General features: G+C 71.5%; 20 protein-coding genes. 10 read left to right on the plus strand and 10 right to left on the minus strand.

The window, feature by feature from the left end:
* The first annotated feature begins 44 nt into the window (after positions 1 to 44).
* Positions 45 to 1,499, plus strand: a complete 1,455-nt coding sequence (locus MUK52_RS16225; RefSeq protein WP_284577358.1) for a glycosyltransferase family 87 protein — start codon at positions 45 to 47, stop codon at positions 1,497 to 1,499.
* 74 nt (positions 1,500 to 1,573) lie between these two features.
* Here MUK52_RS16225 and MUK52_RS16230 read toward each other — a convergent pair whose 3' ends face one another.
* The 3 genes from MUK52_RS16230 to MUK52_RS16240 form a co-directional block, all read right to left on the minus strand.
* Positions 1,574 to 2,605, minus strand: coding sequence for an alanine racemase (locus MUK52_RS16230; protein ID WP_114058329.1), 1,032 nt, complete (start codon positions 2,603 to 2,605; stop codon positions 1,574 to 1,576).
* 67 nt (positions 2,606 to 2,672) lie between these two features.
* Positions 2,673 to 3,791: a lipid II:glycine glycyltransferase FemX gene (locus MUK52_RS16235; RefSeq protein WP_114058328.1), complete on the minus strand. Its 1,119-nt coding sequence runs from the start codon at positions 3,789 to 3,791 to the stop codon at positions 2,673 to 2,675.
* A gap of 132 nt (positions 3,792 to 3,923) precedes the next feature.
* Positions 3,924 to 4,238 (minus strand): hypothetical protein, encoded by a 315-nt coding sequence (locus MUK52_RS16240; protein WP_114058327.1) that lies wholly within the window; start codon positions 4,236 to 4,238, stop codon positions 3,924 to 3,926.
* A 249-nt stretch (positions 4,239 to 4,487) separates the two neighbouring features.
* Here MUK52_RS16240 and rpsF point away from each other — a divergent pair, with 249 nt between their 5' ends.
* The 4 genes from rpsF to rplI all read left to right on the plus strand — a co-directional run bounded on the left by rpsF (position 4,488) and on the right by rplI (position 6,170).
* Positions 4,488 to 4,778 carry a 30S ribosomal protein S6 gene (gene rpsF / locus MUK52_RS16245; protein ID WP_003956532.1) on the plus strand — a complete coding sequence of 97 codons (291 nt, stop codon included), beginning with the start codon at positions 4,488 to 4,490 and terminating at the stop codon, positions 4,776 to 4,778.
* Between the two features lie 71 nt (positions 4,779 to 4,849).
* Positions 4,850 to 5,425 carry a single-stranded DNA-binding protein gene (locus MUK52_RS16250; RefSeq protein WP_284577384.1) on the plus strand — a complete coding sequence of 192 codons (576 nt, stop codon included), beginning with the start codon at positions 4,850 to 4,852 and terminating at the stop codon, positions 5,423 to 5,425.
* A 43-nt stretch (positions 5,426 to 5,468) separates the two neighbouring features.
* The gene (rpsR, locus tag MUK52_RS16255) at positions 5,469 to 5,705 is read left to right on the plus strand and encodes a 30S ribosomal protein S18 (RefSeq protein WP_005315025.1); all 237 of its coding nucleotides are present in this window, start codon (positions 5,469 to 5,471) and stop codon (positions 5,703 to 5,705) included.
* An 18-nt stretch (positions 5,706 to 5,723) separates the two neighbouring features.
* Positions 5,724 to 6,170 (plus strand): 50S ribosomal protein L9, encoded by a 447-nt coding sequence (rplI, locus tag MUK52_RS16260; RefSeq protein WP_114058325.1) that lies wholly within the window; start codon positions 5,724 to 5,726, stop codon positions 6,168 to 6,170.
* A 74-nt stretch (positions 6,171 to 6,244) separates the two neighbouring features.
* On the opposite strand, the gene MUK52_RS16265 is transcribed toward rplI, so the two are convergent.
* On the minus strand, positions 6,245 to 7,582 hold the full coding sequence (locus MUK52_RS16265; RefSeq protein ID WP_284577428.1) for an MATE family efflux transporter: 1,338 nt from the start codon (positions 7,580 to 7,582) through the stop codon (positions 6,245 to 6,247).
* A gap of 433 nt (positions 7,583 to 8,015) precedes the next feature.
* Here MUK52_RS16265 and dnaB point away from each other — a divergent pair, with 433 nt between their 5' ends.
* The gene (gene dnaB / locus MUK52_RS16270; RefSeq protein ID WP_114058323.1) at positions 8,016 to 9,491 is read left to right on the plus strand and encodes a replicative DNA helicase; all 1,476 of its coding nucleotides are present in this window, start codon (positions 8,016 to 8,018) and stop codon (positions 9,489 to 9,491) included.
* 10 nt (positions 9,492 to 9,501) lie between these two features.
* Complete coding sequence (locus tag MUK52_RS16275) at positions 9,502 to 10,887, plus strand: serine hydrolase domain-containing protein (protein ID WP_284577429.1); 1,386 nt, start codon at positions 9,502 to 9,504, stop codon at positions 10,885 to 10,887.
* Positions 10,888 to 10,899: 12 nt separating this feature from the next.
* On the opposite strand, the gene MUK52_RS16280 is transcribed toward MUK52_RS16275, so the two are convergent.
* The gene (locus MUK52_RS16280) at positions 10,900 to 11,352 is read right to left on the minus strand and encodes a GNAT family N-acetyltransferase (protein WP_114059028.1); all 453 of its coding nucleotides are present in this window, start codon (positions 11,350 to 11,352) and stop codon (positions 10,900 to 10,902) included.
* Between the two features lie 23 nt (positions 11,353 to 11,375).
* Positions 11,376 to 12,263 (minus strand): GNAT family N-acetyltransferase, encoded by an 888-nt coding sequence (locus MUK52_RS16285; RefSeq protein WP_284577431.1) that lies wholly within the window; start codon positions 12,261 to 12,263, stop codon positions 11,376 to 11,378.
* A 171-nt stretch (positions 12,264 to 12,434) separates the two neighbouring features.
* Here MUK52_RS16285 and MUK52_RS16290 point away from each other — a divergent pair, with 171 nt between their 5' ends.
* Both MUK52_RS16290 and MUK52_RS16295 read left to right on the plus strand, forming a co-directional pair.
* Positions 12,435 to 13,085, plus strand: coding sequence for an HAD family hydrolase (locus MUK52_RS16290; protein ID WP_114058320.1), 651 nt, complete (start codon positions 12,435 to 12,437; stop codon positions 13,083 to 13,085).
* A 224-nt stretch (positions 13,086 to 13,309) separates the two neighbouring features.
* Positions 13,310 to 14,410 carry a globin domain-containing protein gene (locus tag MUK52_RS16295; protein WP_284577434.1) on the plus strand — a complete coding sequence of 367 codons (1,101 nt, stop codon included), beginning with the start codon at positions 13,310 to 13,312 and terminating at the stop codon, positions 14,408 to 14,410.
* A 36-nt stretch (positions 14,411 to 14,446) separates the two neighbouring features.
* Here MUK52_RS16295 and MUK52_RS16300 read toward each other — a convergent pair whose 3' ends face one another.
* From MUK52_RS16300 to MUK52_RS16315, 4 genes are all read right to left on the minus strand, one after another.
* The gene (locus tag MUK52_RS16300; RefSeq protein ID WP_114058319.1) at positions 14,447 to 14,926 is read right to left on the minus strand and encodes an NUDIX domain-containing protein; all 480 of its coding nucleotides are present in this window, start codon (positions 14,924 to 14,926) and stop codon (positions 14,447 to 14,449) included.
* A gap of 60 nt (positions 14,927 to 14,986) precedes the next feature.
* Positions 14,987 to 15,892 (minus strand): LysR family transcriptional regulator, encoded by a 906-nt coding sequence (locus MUK52_RS16305; RefSeq protein WP_114058318.1) that lies wholly within the window; start codon positions 15,890 to 15,892, stop codon positions 14,987 to 14,989.
* A gap of 171 nt (positions 15,893 to 16,063) precedes the next feature.
* Complete coding sequence (locus MUK52_RS16310; protein ID WP_284577437.1) at positions 16,064 to 17,239, minus strand: cystathionine gamma-lyase; 1,176 nt, start codon at positions 17,237 to 17,239, stop codon at positions 16,064 to 16,066.
* A gap of 39 nt (positions 17,240 to 17,278) precedes the next feature.
* On the minus strand, positions 17,279 to 17,662 hold the full coding sequence (locus MUK52_RS16315) for a phage holin family protein (RefSeq protein ID WP_114058316.1): 384 nt from the start codon (positions 17,660 to 17,662) through the stop codon (positions 17,279 to 17,281).
* Between the two features lie 87 nt (positions 17,663 to 17,749).
* Here MUK52_RS16315 and MUK52_RS16320 point away from each other — a divergent pair, with 87 nt between their 5' ends.
* Positions 17,750 to 18,067, plus strand: coding sequence for a cupin domain-containing protein (locus MUK52_RS16320; RefSeq protein WP_114058315.1), 318 nt, complete (start codon positions 17,750 to 17,752; stop codon positions 18,065 to 18,067).
* Positions 18,068 to 18,170 lie beyond the last annotated feature (103 nt).

Consider the following 18,170-nt stretch of genomic DNA (forward strand, 5'->3'; position numbering starts at 1 on the left):
GGCGGCCCTCCCGCGCGTCCGGCGGCGTACGGCAGGATGAGCGCATGACGAAGGTGCACGAGGGCCGGCTTGTCCTTCCCACCCGGGAGGACGAGGTCGCCGCGGCCGGCAGCGAGTTCATCGGCGGGCCGATCGGCCGCCATGCCAGGCTGGGCGGCCACTGGCTCCACCCGGTGCGCGTCGTGGCGCTGACCGCGATCGGGATGTTCGCGCTCGGCATGGTGCAGAAGCTTCCCTGCTACAACTGGGCGTGGTTCCGCGGGGCGGGCTCCCAGTACACCCACGCCTGCTACTCGGACATCCCGCACCTCTTCGTGGCCCGGGGCTTCGCCGACGGCCTCACGCCGTACTTCGACCGGATCCCCGGCGACATGGCCTACCTCGAGTACCCGGTGCTCACGGGCCTCTTCATGGAGGTCGCATCCTGGCTGACCCCGGGCGGCGGCTCCATGCAGCACCGGGAGCAGATGTACTGGATGGCCAACGCGGGCATGCTGATGGCCTGCGCCGCCGTCATCGCCGTGTGCGTCGCCCGCACGCACCGCAACCGGCCCTGGGACGCACTGCTCTTCGCCCTCGCCCCGGCGTTCGCGCTCACGGCGACGATCAACTGGGACCTGCTGGCCATCGCCCTGACCGCGGCGGGCATGCTCGCCTGGTCCCGCGGCCGGACCCTCCTCGCAGGCGTCCTGATCGGCCTGGCGACCGCGGCCAAGCTCTATCCCGTGCTGCTGCTCGGGGTGCTGTTCGTGCTGTGCTGGCGGGCCGGGAAGTGGCGCGCCTTCGGCGCGGCGGCCCTCGGCGCGGCCGTGTCGTGGCTGGTGGTGAACCTGCCGGTCATGCTGTTCGCCTGGGAGGGCTGGCAGAAGTTCTACACGTTCAGCCAGGAGCGGCCCATCGACTTCGGCTCCGTGTGGCTGCTGATCTCGCAGCGGACCGGGAACCCGCTGGCCGACGCCAACACGTACGCGACGGGCCTGACGCTGCTGCTGTGCGCGGGCATCGGGCTGCTGACGCTCTCGGCCCCGCGCCGCCCGCGCTTCGCGCAGCTGGCGTTCCTGGTGGTGGCCGTCTTCATCCTGGCCAACAAGGTCTACTCGCCGCAGTACGTGCTGTGGCTGATCCCGCTCGCGGCGCTCGCCCGGCCGCGCTGGCGCGACTTCCTGGTGTGGCAGGCGTGTGAGGTCATGTACTTCCTCGGGATCTGGCTCTACCTGGCCTACACCACCAGCGGGGACAAGCACGAGGGGCTGCCGCCCGAGGGCTACCAGCTGGCCATCGCGGTGCACCTGCTGGGGACGCTGTACCTGTGCGCGCTGGTGGTCCGCGACATCCTGATGCCCGAGCGGGACGTCGTCCGCCGCGACGGCTCCGACGACCCGTCGGGCGGCGTCCTGGACGGCGCCGGAGACGTGTTCACCCTGGCGGACGCCCTGCGCGGGCAGCGGCAGGAGGAGCCGGAGCAGCGGGTCGAGTGGGGCGCCGCCCGCGGCGGGTGACGGAGCGCGCCCGGCGGCTGCCGGGCGGGGACGGGCGGCGGGCCCGGGGCGGACGGCCCCGGGCCCGCCGCCCTTTACGCGTCGAGGAGGCGGTCGAACTGCGTCGTGGTGTGGCGCAGGTGCGCCACGAGCTCGTCGCCGACCTTCGGCTCGGGCGCGTCCGACGGCACGAACAGGATGGAGACCTGCATGTGCGGCGGCTCGGCGAACCAGCGCTGCTTGCCGGCCCACACGAACGGCGAAAGGTTCCGGTTGACGGTGGCCAGGCCGGCCCGGGCCACGCCCTTGGCGCGCGGCATCACGCCGTGGAGGGCCTTGGGGGCCTCCAGGCCGACGCCGTGCGAGGTGCCGCCCGCGACCACGACGAGCCAGCCGTCCGAGGCGGCCTTCTGCTGGCGGTAGCCGAACCGGTCGCCCTTGGCGACGCGGGTGACGTCCAGGACGCTGCCGCGGTAGGCGGTCGCGTCGTGGTCGCCGAGCCACAGCCGGGTGCCGATGCGGGCCCGGAAGCGGGTCTGCGGGAACTGCGCCTGGAGCCGGGCCAGGTCCTCGGAGCGCAGGTGGCTGACGAACATGGTGTGGAGCGGCAGGCGGGCCGCCCGCAACCGGTCCATCCAGCCGATGACCTCCTCGACCGGGTCCGAGCCGTCCGGGCGGTCCAGCGGCAGGTGCAGGGCGAAGCCCTCCAGCCGCACGTCCTCGATCGCCGCGGCCAGCTGGCCCAGGTCCTGCTCGGAGATGCCGTGGCGGCGCATGGAGCTCATGCACTCGATGACGACGCGGGCGCCGACCAGGCCGCGGACCCCGTCGAGGGAGGACACGGAGCGGATCACCCGGTCCGGCAGCGGCACCGGCTCCTCGCCCCGCCGGAACGGGGTGAGGACGAGCAGGTCGCCGCCGAACAGGTCCTTGATGGTCGCGGCCTCGTAGGTGGTGCCGACGGCCAGGATGTCGGTGCCCAGCCGGGTCGCCTCCTCGCAGAGCCGCTCGTGGCCGAAGCCGTAGCCGTTGCCCTTGCAGACCGGGACCATTCCGGGGAACTGGTCGAGGATCTGCTTGTGGTGCGCACGCCAGCGCGCGGTGTCGACGTAGAGCGTGAGCGCCATGCCCGTCCGGAGCCTCTCTGGAAATGGCTGCTGATGCAGCGGTGCGGTGGTGTGGGGGTGCGGGGCGTCAGCGGCGCGACATGTAGATGTCGAGCGCCTTGTGCAGCACCTTGTTGAGCGGGAAGTCCCACTCTCCGACGTACTCGACGGCCTCGCCGCCCGTGCCGACCTTGAACTGGATGAGGCCGAACAGGTGGTCGTTCTCGTCCAGCGTGTCGCTGATGCCGCGCAGGTCGTAGACGCTCGCGCCCAGGGCGTACGCGTCGCGCAGCATGCGCCACTGCATCGCGTTCGACGGGCGCACCTCGCGCTTGTGGTTGGCGGAGGCGCCGTACGAGTACCAGACGTGCTGGCCGACGGTGATCATCGTGGCGGCGGCCAGGGCCTCGCCCTCGTGCTTGGCGAGGTAGAGCCGCATGCGGTTCGGGTCCTCGGAGTTGAGGGCCGTCCACTGGCGCTGGAAGTAGCTGAGCGGGCGCGGGCGGAACTTGTCGCGCACGGCCGTGACCTCGTACAGGTGCTGCCAGGTCTCCAGGTCCTCGTAGCCGCCCTGGACCACCTCGACGCCGGCCTTCTCGGCCTTCTTGATGTTGCGGCGCCACAGCTGGTTGAAGCCCTTGAGGACGTCGTCCAGCGAGCGGTTCGCGAGCGGCACCTGGAAGACGTAGCGCGGCTGGACGTCGCCGAAGCCGGCGCCGCCGTCCTCGCCCTGCTGCCAGCCCATGCGGCGCAGCTTGTCGGACACCTCGAAGGCGCGCGGCTCGATGTGCGAGGCCTCGACGTCGCGCAGCCGCTTGACCTCGGGGTCCTGGATGCCGGCCTTGATGGCGGCGGAGTTCCACCGCCGGATGACGACGGGCGGGCCCATCTTCACGGTGAAGGCGCCCTGCCGCTTGAGGTGGGCCAGCATCGGCTGGAGCCACTCCTCCAGGTTCGGGGCGAACCAGTTGATGACGGGGCCCTCGGGCAGGTAGGCGAGGTACCGCTTCACCTTGGGCAGCTGGCGGTACAACACGAGTGCGGCACCGACGAGTTCGTCGTTCTGGTTGAACCATCCGAGGTTCTCGGACCGCCACTCGTTCTTGACGTCGGCCCACGCCGGGACCTGGCAGTGGCTAGCCGAGGGCAGGCTCTGGAGGTATCCCAGATGCTGCTCTCGGCTGATGGTCCTCAGGGACAGGCTCATTCGGGGCGTCTCCTCCGGCGGCTTCGCTGGCTATGGCGCGAAGCCTACTGCGACAAGGGCGCCGCCCTTCTGGGGGACGGGTCGGTCCCGCCCCCGGTCAGCGGCGGGCGCCCTGCCGCGGAGGTGCCCCGGTCAGCCCAGCCAGCCTCCGAAGAGCCCGCCGTGGGCCATGCCGAGGAAGAAGCCGAGGCCCGACGCGCCAAGGCCGATGATCAGCGCGAAGCGCTCGCGTGTCGTCTCGGAGATGAACTGCCCGTAGCCGCCGGTCAGGATTCCGAGGAGGCCGGTCCACGAGGTGAGCAGGTGCAGGTCGTGGAAGAAGGCCGTGATGAACGACACGAAGCCGAGGACGAGGGTGGCCGCCATCAGGGCGTCCTGGACGGGGTGCGGCTTGCCGTCGGTTGCGAGCAGCGAGATGGAGGACTGGGTGCGTACTGCCTGTGCCATCGGAAAAGCACCTCCTGGCTGGGGCGGAGGGTGCTGCGGGCTGGCCGCGGCCCGGCCGGGGCATAGCACCGAGCGCACCCGTTGCCTACAGATTGTGGGGCTCCGCTGCCGGATTTCAACCGGAAGGAGTCGGCGGGGTAGTCTGTACGGTCTGCGCGGTGTCTGCTCTCAGGCGCCGTGCGGTACGCATCACGACCCTCCTGCCACGGAACGACCGTGGCCGCTGAGTCCAAAGGAGGTGGGTTCCACATGCGTCACTACGAAGTGATGGTCATCCTCGACCCGGATCTCGAGGAGCGCGCTGTCGCCCCGCTGATCGAGAACTTCCTCTCCGTCGTCCGTGAGGGCAACGGAAAGGTCGAGAAGGTCGACACCTGGGGCCGTCGCCGTCTCGCCTACGAGATCAAGAAGAAGCCCGAGGGCATCTACTCGGTCATCGACCTGCAGGCCGAGCCTGCGGTCGTCAAGGAGCTCGACCGCCAGATGAACCTGAACGAGTCGGTTCTCCGGACCAAGGTCCTCCGCCCCGAGACCCACTGAACCCCGGTTCAGCGGTAATCGGGTTCGAGTAGCACAGCAGCCAGCAGCAATCCCCGCCGAGAGGTTCATCCATGGCAGGCGAGACCGTCATCACGGTCGTCGGCAATCTCGTCGACGACCCCGAGCTGCGCTTCACCCCCTCGGGTGCGGCGGTCGCGAAGTTCCGTGTCGCGTCCACCCCCCGCACCTTCGACCGCCAGACGAACGAGTGGAAGGACGGCGAGAGCCTGTTCCTGACCTGCTCGGTGTGGCGGCAGGCGGCTGAGAACGTCGCCGAGTCCCTTCAGCGTGGCATGCGCGTCGTCGTGCAGGGCCGGCTGAAGCAGCGGTCGTACGAGGACCGTGAGGGTGTCAAGCGCACGGTCTTCGAGCTGGACGTCGAGGAAGTCGGCCCCAGCCTGAAGAACGCCACGGCCAAGGTCACCAAGACCACCGGTCGCGGCGGCCAGGGTGGGTACGGCGGCGGCCAGCAGCAGGGCGGCGGCGCAGGTTGGGGCGGAAGCTCCGGCGGCCCGCAGGGCGGCGGAGCTCCTTCCGACGACCCGTGGGCGTCCAGCGCGCCGGCCGGCGGCCAGCAGCAGCAGGGCGGCGGCGGTGGCTGGGGCGGAAGCTCCGGCGGCGGCTACTCGGACGAGCCCCCCTTCTAGGGAAGCTCGCATCCCCACTTCTTGATCACACAGGAGAGACACCATGGCGAAGCCGCCTGTGCGCAAGCCGAAGAAGAAGGTCTGCGCGTTCTGCAAGGACAAGACCGCGTACGTGGACTACAAGGACACGAACATGCTGCGGAAGTTCATTTCCGACCGCGGCAAGATCCGTGCCCGCCGCGTTACCGGCAACTGCACGCAGCACCAGCGTGACGTCGCCACGGCCGTGAAGAACAGCCGTGAGATGGCGCTGCTGCCCTACACGTCCACCGCGCGATAAGGAAAGGGTGACCGACACATGAAGATCATCCTGACCCAGGAGGTCTCGGGCCTCGGTGCCGCCGGCGACGTCGTCGACGTCAAGGACGGCTACGCTCGCAACTACCTGGTCCCGCGCGGTTTCGCGATCCGCTGGACCAAGGGCGGCGAGAAGGACGTGGCGCAGATCCGCCGCGCCCGCAAGATCCACGAGATCGCGACCATCGAGCAGGCCAACGAGGTCAAGGCCAAGCTCGAGGGCACGAAGGTCCGTCTGGCCACCCGTTCGGGTGACGCCGGCCGTCTCTTCGGCTCCGTGACCCCGGCCGACATCGCCACGGCGATCGAGGCTTCCGGTGGTCCGAAGGTCGACAAGCGCCGCGTCGAGCTGGCTGCCCCGATCAAGACCCTCGGTTCGTACCAGGTCTCCGTGCGTCTGCACGCCGAGGTCGCCGCGAACGTGGGCGTCGAGGTCGTCGCCGCCTGAGTGCCGCGTACGAAGGGCCGCACCCTCTCGGGTGCGGCCCTTCGCCGTGTTTCACGTGAAACATGCGCCGGCTGTCAGCGGGTCGCGCCGGCGACGGCCCAGCGTCCGGAGCGGGTCCGCAGCTGGAGGGTCGCCATGCGGACGAGCATCATCAGCGTCATCGCCCACCACAGGGCCGTGAGGCCGCCGCCCAGGACCGGTACGAGCAGGGCGGCCGGGGCGAACACCGCCAGGGTGGCCAGCATGGCCCAGGCCAGGTAGCGGCCGTCGCCGGCGCCCATGAGGACGCCGTCGAGGACGAAGACGATCCCGGCGACCGGCTGCGAGGCGGCCACGACGAGCAGGGCCGGCAGCAGCGCATCCTCCACTGCGGGGTCGGTGGTGAAGAGGGGCACGATCAGCGGGCGGGCAGCAGCCAGCAGGAGGCCGAGGACGGTGCCCGAGGCGATGCCCCACTGCACCATGCGGCGGCACACGGCCTTGGCCCCGTCGGTGTCCCCGGCGCCCAGATACCTGCCGATGATGGCCTGGCCCGCGATGGCGATGGCGTCGAGGGCGAAGGCGAGCAGGCTCCACAGGGAGAGCAGGATCTGGTGGGCGGCGACATCGGCGTCGCCGAGACGCGCGGCCACGAAGGTGGCGATCATCAGGACGGCACGCAGGGAGAGCGTCCGCACCAGCAGCGGCGCGCCGGCCTGGGCACAGGCCCGGATCCCGGCCGCGTCGGGGCGCAGGGAGGCGCCGTGCCGGCGGGCGCCGCGGACCACCACGGCGAGGTAGGCGCCGGCCATGGCGAACTGGGCGAGGACCGTGCCCCACGCGGAACCCGCGATGCCGAGGCCGGCCCCGTAGACGAGGGCGGCGTTCAGGCCGGCGTTGAGGGCGAAGCCGCCGACGGCGACATAGAGCGGGGTCCGGGTGTCCTGGAGGCCGCGGATGACTCCGGTGGCTGCGAGGACCACCAGCATCGCGGGGATGCCGAGCGCGGAGATCCGCAGGTAGGTCGTGGCGTGCGGGGCGACGGTGTCGGAAGCGCCCAGCAGCGAGACCAGCCAGGGTGCGGTGGGCAGGACAGCGGCGGCCACGGCCGCACCGAGCAGCAGGGCGAGCCAGATGCCGTCCATGCCCTGGCGGATGGCGGCCTGGAGGTCGCCCGCGCCGACGCGCCGGGAGACCGCCGCGGTGGTGGCGTAGGCGAGGAACACGAACACGCTCACCGCGGTGGTGAGGAGGGCGGCGGCGATGCCGAGGCCGGCCAGCTGCGGAGTGCCGAGGTGGCCCACGATGGCGCTGTCGGCCAGCACGAACAGGGGCTCGGCGACGAGTGCGCCGAAGGCCGGGACGGCGAGGGCGAGGATTTCCCGGTCGTGCCGTCGCGGTGCCGCCTTCCGCGGTTCGAGGGCTTGTGTCATGGGACTCAATCTAATCTTCCACAGGTAATAGACGCAAGGCCATTAAGCTCCTTACATGACGAGGGGTCCGGGTGTGCGCGGCACCTCGTCCGAGGCGATCTGGGGGAAGGTGCCGAGATTTTTCTCCGACGTGGGCTGTTGCCGGAGAACGTGCAGGTCAGGGCGGTGGTCAGGGGTGGTGGGTGATTTTGTCCACAGCGCTGTCCCCCGGTCCGTGCACAGCTTCGGCCGAGTTACCCACAGCATTGGGTCGGTCATCCACATCTCATCCACACAGCCTGTGGATAACAAGATTGGCTGATGCCGCCTCCGGGCCTACCGTTGTGCGTTGCCCGACCCGCCGGGAGCGGATCCGGGTGTCCCGAATGTCAGAGCCGTGCCGTAGAAGACTGGCACGGCGAGGTCCGCGCTGCGGACGGGAGGAGGCGGCCCGGTGAGTATCCCCGAGCCCACGGACGACCCCTGGGCCGACAGCGGTCCGGGTGACCGTCTCCCCACCCGCTCGCGCCGCGGCGGGGACGGCCGCGGCCGCGGGGACGAGCAGCGCGAGTCCGGCCGCGAGGGCGGCGCCTGGGACGGCGGCGGCTTCGAGCGCGTTCCGCCGCAGGACCTCGACGCCGAGCAGTCCGTGCTCGGCGGCATGCTCCTCTCCAAGGACGCCATCGCGGACGTCGTCGAGATCATCAAGGGGCACGACTTCTACCGGCCCTCCCACGAGACGATCTACCAGGCCATCCTCGACCTGTATGCCAAGGGCGAGCCCGCCGACCCGATCACGGTCGGCGCGGAGCTCACCCGGCGCGGCGAGATCGGCAAGGTCGGCGGCGTCTCCTACCTCCACACGCTGGTCCAGTCGGTCCCGACGGCCGCGAACGCCTCGTACTACGCGGAGATCGTCCACGAGCGCGCCGTCCTGCGCCGCCTGGTGGCGGCCGGTACGAAGATCACGCAGATGGGGTACGCCGCCGACGGCGACGTCGACGAGATCGTCAACAGCGCCCAGGCCGAGATCTACGCCGTCACCGAGCAGCGGACCTCCGAGGACTACCTGCCGCTCGGCGACATCATGGAGGGCGCGCTCGACGAGATCGAGGCCATTGGTTCGCGCAGCGGCCAGATGTCCGGCGTCCCGACGGGCTTCACCGACCTCGACTCCCTCACCAACGGCCTCCACCCCGGCCAGATGATCGTCATCGCGGCCCGTCCCGCCATGGGCAAGTCGACCCTCGCCCTGGACTTCGCGCGCGCCTGCTCCATCAAGAGCAACCTGCCCAGTGTGATCTTCTCGCTCGAGATGGGGCGCAACGAGATCGCGATGCGCCTGCTCTCGGCGGAGGCCCGCGTGGCCCTGCACCACATGCGCTCGGGCACCATGACCGACGACGACTGGACCCGCCTGGCCCGCCGCATGCCCGATGTCTCGGCCGCCCCGCTCTACATCGACGACTCCCCGAACCTGTCGATGATGGAGATCCGGGCGAAGTGCCGCCGCCTCAAACAGCGCAATGACCTCGCCCTGGTGGTCATCGACTACCTCCAGCTGATGCAGTCGGGCGGCTCCCGCCGGCCCGAGAGCCGCCAGCAGGAGGTCTCGGACATGTCCCGCAACCTCAAGCTCCTCGCCAAGGAGCTGGAGGTGCCCGTGATCGCGCTCTCCCAGCTGAACCGCGGCCCCGAGCAGCGCACCGACAAGAAGCCGATGGTCTCCGACCTGCGCGAGTCCGGCTCCATCGAGCAGGACGCCGACATGGTCATCCTGCTGCACCGCGAGGACGCGTACGAGAAGGAGTCACCGCGGGCCGGTGAGGCGGACCTGATCGTGGCCAAGCACCGAAACGGCCCGACCGCGACGATCACGGTGGCCTTCCAGGGTCATTATTCGCGGTTCGTGGACATGGCCAACACGTAGCATCCGGGGCATGGACGCCCTGCCTGACGAACTGCACCTGCTTCCCGCGACCCGGCGCGCGCTGCTCCACCGGATCGCCGCCGCCCAGAGCGAGGGGCGGGCGCCCTCGCTGGTCGCTGCGGTCGCCCGCGGCGGCGCCGTCGTCTGGGAGGGCGCGCGCACCTCGGCGGAAGGCCACGGGCCCGACGGGAACGTGCAGTACCGGATCGGCTCCATCACCAAGACGTTCACCGCGGTGCTCGTGATGCGGCTGCGTGACGAGGGGCTGCTGTCGCTCGCCGATCCGGTCGAGAAGCACCTGCCCGGCACCGGTGCCGGCGAGGTGACGGTCGCCCAACTGCTGTCCCACACGGGCGGGCTGGCCGCCGAGACTCCCGGCGAGTGGTGGGAGCGCTCCTCCGCGGCGCTCCGACCGGAACTCGCAGACGTACTCGGCGAGGATCCCTTCCGGTTCGAGCCGGGCAGGCGCCACCACTACTCCAACCCGGGTTACACGCTGCTCGGTTCGCTCGTCGAGGCGCTGCGGGGCAGGCCGTGGGAGGAGGCGCTCCGCGCGGAGGTGCTGGAGCCCCTGGGCCTGGACCGCACCACGGTGCAGGCCCAGGCGCCGTATGCGGGCGGCTGGGCCGTTCACCCGTGGGCCGACGTGATGCTTCCCGAACCCGCGGAGGACCTGGGACTGATGGCCCCTGCCGGCCAGCTGTGGTCCACTACCCGGGACCTCGCACGGTTCGGGCAGTTCCTGATCCACGGTGACGACCGCGTCCTCGGCGCGGCGACAGTCGCGGAGATGGCCGTCGCGGCGTCGCCTCCGGAGCCGGGGCTCGCCGACCAGGGGTACGGGCTGGGCCTGCAGCTCGTGCAGAGCGGTGCCCGGCGGATCGCCGGGCACAGCGGCTCGCTGCCCGGCTTCGTCGCCGGCCTGTGGCTGAGCGCGGCGGACGACCTGTCGGCGGTCGTGCTGGCCAACTGCACGTCCGGGCTGCCCGCTGCGACGGTCGCGGCGGAGCTGCTGCACCTCGTGGCCGAGGCGGAGCCGCGGATCCCCGCCCCGTGGAAGCCCTTCGCGGAGGAAGATCCGGTGGCCCTGGAGCTGTGCGGGCCCTGGTACTGGGGGACGGCCGCGCACGCGGTCCGGCTGCGCTCCGACGGCCACCTGGAGCTCGGCCCGGTGGCGGTGCAGGGCCGTGCCGCCCGGTTCCGCCCCCAGCCCGACGGCACCTGGGTGGGCCTGTCCGGCTACTACGCGGGCGAGACCCTGCGGGCCGTGCGCGGGCCCGACGGCACGGTGAGCCACCTCGACCTCGGCTCCTTCGTGTTCACCCGGCAGCCCTACGACCCCGAGGCGCCCGTTCCGGGCGGAGTGGACCCGCAGGGCTGGCGCGGCATCGGCTGACCTCGCCGACGGTCAGAGGGCGAGTTTGAAGCCGACGTGCGAGGCGGTGAAGCCGAGCCGCTCGTAGAAGCGGTGGGCGTCCTTTCGCGTCGCGTCCGACGTGAGCTGCACCAGCCGGCAGCCCTCCTCCCGGGACCGCTCGACCGCCCACTCGATGAACCGGGTGCCGAGACCGCTGCCCCGTTCATCGGCGTGGACGCGGACGCCCTCGATGACCGAGCGCATGGCGCCCTGGCGGGACAGGCCCGGAATGAAGGTCAGCTGGAGGGTGCCCACCACGCGGCCGTCGCGGACCGCGACCATCACGTGCTGGTTCGGGTCCGCGGCGAGCTGCCGGTAGGCCGCCCGGTAGGGGGTGAGGTCGTCCGGTGACTCGCGTGCGGCGCCCAGGGGATCGTCGGCCAGCATGGCGACGATGGCCGGAAGGTCCTCTTCGGATGCCGGGCGGATGACGGCCTCGGACAGGTCGGACACGGTGCCTTCCTTTCTCAGCCGGCGGCCACGGTCAGCGGGGCCCAGCGGCGGGTCCAGTCTCCGGGAAGGGAGGGCAGGGCGCGGGTCATGACCGCGTTGAAGGCGACGGTCTCCAGGCCGCGCTCCCTGAGCCAGGCGGTGAACTCCTCGTGGCGCACATCGACATCCGTGCGCAGGGGCCGGTCGGTCAGGGCGGCGAGCGCGGTCGTCAGGGCCTTCGCGCCCTCGGTGTCCCGTGCGATCAGCGGGCCGATCACATGTGTCTCCATGTTGGGCCACATGGCCGCGTAGCCGATGAGCCGGCCCGCTCCGTCCTCGGCGACGAGCAGGCGGTCCGCGAACGCCGGAAGCCGCGTGACCATGTGAGTGCGGTCGGTTCCGAAGACCTCGGTGTCCAGGCGCACGATCCGCGGGATGTCCTCGCCGGTGGCCGGGCGCACCACTGCCGCGGCCGGATCCGGCCCTGCCGGACCGGGCCGGAAGGAGCCCCTCAGCATCTCGGCCCGCCCCGTCGCGGCGAATCCGAGCTCCTCGTACAGGGGCTGGCCGTGGGGTGTGGCATGGAGGGTGAGCGGCACCCCCTTCAGAACGTCGTCGCACACATGTGTCATCAGTCGGCGGCCGAGGCCGCGGCGGGCGTACCGGTCGGCCACCAGGACCATTCCGATCGCCGCCAGTTCGGGCTCATCGGGGGCGGGTCCGTAGGAGGTGACGACGCAGGCCGCGGCGAGCCCGGCTCCATCGGGAGCGTCGATGCCGTAACCGGAGCCTGCGGCGAGGAGGAGCCCCCACTTGTGGTCCTCGCGCGGCCACCCGCGGTCTTGGGACAGGTCGGCGCAGCGGCGGAGGTCGTCCACGGTCAGCGCCCGGATCGGCAGGTCGGTGAGGTGTGGTGGTGTCACCCGGCCAGACTGGATCATCGCGGGAGGGGCGTCCAGGGGAATTCGGCCGAAGTTCGCCGGTGAACCGGCTGATGTTTCACGTGAAACCTGGCGGTGTTTCACGTGAAACCACGCCGGGGTTTCCGGCGGAACCCGCCGTTTCACGTGAAACCAGCCGTTAGCCTCCCTGCCATGACGCGCCTGCACCTGTTCGATCTCGACGGCACCCTGATGTACGGATCGGCCGCTCCGGTCGAGATCTCCCGGCAACTCGGCCTGGGGGCGGAGATCGCGGCGCTGGAGCGGGCCTTCAGTGCTCGCAAGCTGGACCCGCCGCAGTTCTCCCTCGCGGTGCACGCGTTGTGGGCGGAGCTGACGACGGCGCATGTCCGCGCAGCCTTCGACGGCTCCCCCTGGCTGTCGGGCATCCGTGAGGTGTGGTCGGAGATCAGGGAGCGCGGCGAGTTCTGCGCCGTGGTTTCGCTGTCGCCGTCGTTCTTCGTGGAACTGCTGCTGGAGTGGGGCGCGCACGCCGCCCACGGCTCGCTCTTCCCGCAGGTGCCGTTCGTCGGCCCGATGGACGTCGCGGGCATCCTGACGCCCAAGGACAAGGTTTCGGTGGCGGACCGGCTGTGCGAGCGCTTCGGGCTGTCCCGGGCCGACTGCGTGGCATACGGGGACTCGGCGACGGACGAGGTGCTCTTCGGGGCCGTGCCGGTGTCGGTGGCGGTCAACGCGCGCCCGTTCCTGGCCGAACGGGCGACGCACGTGTACGAGGGCCGGGACCTCCGGGAGGCCTACCAGCTCGTTGCCGCGGCACGCCCGGGAGTCGCAGCATCTTAGGAGGAAAGAGCGCCGGGAACGCGGACTTTCCCCAATCCCCCGCGGGTGTTTTCGATCGACTGGCAGGCTGTGGGACCCGGAACCACGGATAGAAGGCCGTGGCGTGCTTGTCGACCGAGACGCTCGAAGCGAGGCACCGCATGGACGCTCCGCCCACCAGACCGGCCAGACCCGCGACCCGGATATCGCCCGGGAGCGGTCGGACCGAACCGTCCCCGGACGCGGTGCTCATCCGCCGGACGCTGCAGGAGATCGCCCCCGTCGCCGACCGGGTGACGTCCTACTTCTACGCACTGGTCTTCACCCGGCACCCGGAACTGCGGGACATGTTCCCGGTCGCGATGGACACCCAGCGCGACCGGCTCCTCAAGGCGCTGCTCACCGCCGCCGAGCACATCGACGACCCCGGTGTGCTCACCTCCTACCTGCGGCGCCTCGGCACGGGCCACCGGAAGTACGGCACGCAGCCCGGCCACTATCCGGTGGTCGGCGAGGCGCTGATCGGCGCGCTGGCCCGCTATGCGACGGCCACCTGGGGAGCCGAGGCGGAGGCGGCTTGGGTGCGCGCGTACACCGCCATCTCCCAGACGATGATCGACGCGGCTGCCGAAGACGAGCGGACATCCCCGGCCTGGTGGCACGCGGAGGTCGTCTCCCACGAGCTGCGCACCCAGGACATTGCGGTGCTGACGGTCCGCCCCGACCAGCCGTACCCCTTCCTGGCGGGCCAGTACACGAGCCTGGAGACCCCGTGGTGGCCCCGGGTGTGGCGCCACTACTCCTTCGCCTCCGCGCCGCGTGCCGACGGGCTGCTCTCCTTCCACGTGAAAGCCGTCCCCGCGGGCTGGGTCTCCAATGCCCTGGTGCGTCACGCCCGGCCCGGCGACGTGCTCCGGCTCGGTCCCCCCGCCGGGTCCATGGTGGTCGACCACAGCACCGACAACGGCATGCTCTGCCTGGGCGGCGGCACGGGGATCGCCCCGATCAAGGCCCTGATCGAGGACGTGGCGGAGCACGGCGAGCGCCGGCCGGTGGAGGTCTTCTTCGGGGCGCGCAGCGACGGGGACCTCTACGACAAGGACACCCTGCTGGGGCTCCAGCGCTCGCACCCCTGGCTGTCGGTGCGCCCGGTGGTCGGCGAGGGGCTGGCCGGGCAGCTCCCCCAGGCCGTGGGCGAGCACGGCCCGTGGAGTTCGTACGACGCGTTCGTCTCGGGGCCGCCGGCGATGATCCGCAGCGGGGTGGACGAACTGCGGCGGATCGGGATCCCGCAGGACCGTATCCGCTACGACGCGGTCGGCGACCTGGTGGGCGCGGCCGTTTGACGCCCGAGACCCCCGAACCGGCGGGTTCGCGTGGGCTCAGCCCAGATCGGGCGCGTGCATGGCCCGGACCCCCTCGATGTTGCCGTCGAGGTAGTGGCGCAGGGACAGCGGGACGAGGTGGACGGCGGCGATGCCGACCCGGCTGAACGGCACGCGGACGATCTCGTACTCGCCCTCGGGCTGGTCGACCTCGGGGCCGTGCCGCTGGCCCGGGTCCATCGAGGCCAGGCGGCAGACGAAGAAGTGCTGCACCTTCACCCCCGTAACCCCGCCCTCGGCGATGTGCTCGACGGTGTCGACGAAGCAGGGCACCACATCGGTGATCTTGGCTCCGAGCTCCTCGTGGACCTCCCGGTGGAGGGCGTCGACGACGGTGGCGTCGGTGGGCTCGACGCCGCCGCCGGGAGTGAGCCAGTAGGGGTCGACGCCGGGCTTGGTGCGCTTGATGAGGATCAGGTCGTCACCGTCGAGCAGAATCGCGCGGGCGGTGCGTTTGACCACGGGACGTTCGGTCATGGGGAAAGAGTGGCCCGGGACTCCGGTTCTGAAACGCGCTGTCGGCCGGAATGCGCCGGTTCACCAGCGCGCCGCCGCACCCACCAGCAGCTCGTGGGCGCGGGCCAGGTGGGAGAGTGCGAGGCTTCCGGTGCGGACGACGAGGAACCAGGTGCGCAGCGGGGGGACGGGAGGCTCGGGCAGGGCGACGACCTCCCCGCGGTCGAGGGCCTCCCGGCACAGGTAACGGGGAAGTACGGCGAGTCCGGCGCCCGCCCGCACGCACTCCAGCACGGCCCGCAGGTCGGGGACGACGACGGTCGCGGCGTCGGGCCGGGTGTCGGGCCGGCTCTCGAACACGGCCGCCCAGTACCGCGTGGCCAGCGGCATGCTCTCGTGCACCTCGACCAGCGGAATGCCGTCGAGGGTGGCCGGCCCGGCCTCGCGCAGCCGGTCCGGGTCGACGAGCGCCGCCCAGTACGGGGCGGCGACCAGGAGGTGCTCCTCGTCGCAGAGGGCGGTGGCCGTGAAGAGCCCGCCGCGCGGCCGGACGGTGGTCGTGACGAGGTCGTGGTGGCCGGAGGCGAGGCCGTCGAGGGCTTCTGCGGCGTCGGTCCGCAGCGCCGTGCGCAGGGCGTGGCCCTGGCCGACGAGCGGGGCGAGCGCGGGCAGGACGCGCAGGGAGAGGAACTCGGGCGGACCGGCGAGGTGCAGGGTCCGCTGGGCGCCGGCCGCCTCCCGCTCGGCCTCGGTGATCCGCAGCAGGGCGTCGAGGTGCGGCGCGGCCTTGTGGGCGAGCTCGTCACCGACGGCGGTCGGGGTGACACCGCGGGAGCGCCGGTGGAACAGGGGGCGCCCCAGTTGGCGTTCGAGCGTCCGTATCTGCGAGGTGACGGCGGGCTGCGACAGCCCGAGCAGGGCGGCGGCCCGGGTGAACGAGCCCGCCCGGTGCACGGCCACGAAGGTGCGCAGCAGGGCCAGGTCCATGGCGGCCCCTCTCGGTGGGCCTTCCACTATAAATATGCCGATAGGCCCCTGTCGCTACGGTGATTGGACTCTGACGCACGGTCAACTAGCCTGGGACGCGTGGTTCTTGCGTGGAACCCGGAGGCGGTCCGAGCCAGGAGGGGGGAGGCTCGGACCGCCTTCCGCGCCTGCTCAGGGACCGGCCGCGGCCGCGTCGTCGAGGGCCCCCAGCACGTCCGCGACCAGGTCGTCCTCGTCCTCGATGCCGGCGGAGAAGCGGATGAAGCCCTCCGGGACGGCGTCGCCGCCCCACCTGCGCCGCCGTTCCGCAGTGGACCGGACACCGCCGAAGCTCGTCGCGTCCTCGACCAGGCGCAGCGCCGCCATGAACCGCTCGGCGTGGGCCCGGTCGGGCAGCGTGAAGGAGACGACGGAGCCGAAGCCCTGCATCTGGCGTGCGGCCGTGGCGTGCGAGGGGTCGCCGGGCAGTCCCGGGTGGCGGAGACCGGTGACCTCGGCCCGCCCGGTCAGCGCCTCGGCGACGGCCAGGGCGTTGGACCACTGGCGGCGGGTGCGCAGCTGGAGGGTGGCCAGGGAGCGGTGGGCGAGCCAGGCCTCCATGGGGCCCGGGATGGAGCCGATGACCTTGCGCCAGCGCCGGATGCCTGCTGCGAGTCCGGGGTCGCGGCAGACGACGTAGCCGAGCAGGACATCGCCGTGGCCGGTCAGCCCCTTGGTGCCGCTGGCCACGGAGAAGTCGGCGCCCAACTCCAGCGGCCGCTGCCCGAGCGGGGTGGCGAGCGTGTTGTCGACGGCCACCAGGGTGCCGCCCGCCCGTGCCGCCTCGGCCAGGCGCCGTACGTCGCAGACGTCCAGTCCGGGATTGGAGGGCGTCTCGATCCACAGCAGCCGGGCACCGTCGAGGGCGGCGAGCTGGGCGTCGCCGCCGGTGGGGGCTGTGCGGACGCGGACCCCGTAGGCCGCGAGCTGCTCGCGGACCAGGGGCAGCGCCTGGTAGCCGTCGTCGGGCAGGACGACGGTGTCGCCGGCCCGGGCCTGGGAGAGGAGGACGGCGGAGACGGCGGCCATGCCGGAGGCGAAGACCACGGTCTGCGCGCCGTCCGCGCCGGGGGCCTCCAGTTCGCCGATGGCCTGCTCCAGCAGGGTCCAGGTGGGATTGGTGTCCCGTCCGTAGGTGTACGGGCCCTCCACCTCCCCGGGGAGGTGGAAGTGGGCGGCGAAGACGGGGCCGGGCAGCGGCGGCTCGTTCTTCACCGGCTCCGGAAGGCCTGCCCGCACGGCGCGGGTGCCCTCCCCCGCCGCGGTGGGCGCGGAGGCCCGGCCCCCGGTGCGGTCGTTCCCGTTCATGCGGTGTGCTCCTTCACGGTGGGCGGGCCCTGCGGCCGGTCAGTCCTTGTCGGGCAGGGCCAGGTTCACGGCCCACGACACGACGGAGATGATCAGGCCGCCGAGCAGGGCGCTCCAGAAGCCATCGACGTGGAAGCTGAGGTCGAGCTGCTTGGCCAGCCAGGACGTCAGGAGCAGCATGAGGGCGTTCACGACGAGCGTGAACAGGCCCAGGGTGAGGACGAAGAGCGGCAGCGACAGCAACTTCACGACCGGCTTGACGATGAGGTTGACCAGTCCGAAGACCAGGGCGACCAGCACCAGGGTCAGCGTCCTGTGCCCCAGGGAGCTGGAGTGGTCGTCCAGCGTGATGCCGGAGACCAGCCAGATGGCCACGGCGAGGGCGGCGGCGTTCGCCAGCGTCTTGACTACGAAATTCGTCATGTGTCTGATCGTGGCAGAGAAGATCCCGGTGGGACATCGGCGGATCCGCTGATGCCGGGACACGAGAACACGAGGGGCACAACGACGATGAAGGCCTTCCGGCTGGACGAGCTCGAGGCGGAGCGCCTCGCGAACGACGGCGCCTACCTGCAGTTCCTGCGCGAGCCGAACATGTCGGTCGGCCTGTACGCGCTCGACGCCGGCCAGAGCGACCCGCAGCAGCCGCACCGCCAGGACGAGGTGTACTTCGTCGTGAGCGGCCGCGCCTCGATCACGGTCGGGGAGGAGACGACGACGGTGGCCCGGGGGAGTGTCGTCTACGTGCCGGCCGGGGTCCCGCACAAGTTCCACCACATCAGCGAGGACCTGAAGGTGCTGGTGGTGTTCTCCCCGCCGGAGGCCTGACCGCGCGGCACCGGGCCCGCGGAGGGTCCGGCTCCGGGGCGGCCCCCGGAGTCCCCTAAGGGCCGGATCAGGGGACTCCGGGGGCTCGCGGGCCCCCGTCGGC

The organism is Streptomyces sp. 2P-4 (assembly GCF_030167965.1).
In the GTDB taxonomy this organism is placed as follows: Bacteria; Actinomycetota; Actinomycetes; order Streptomycetales; family Streptomycetaceae; genus Streptomyces; species Streptomyces globosus_A.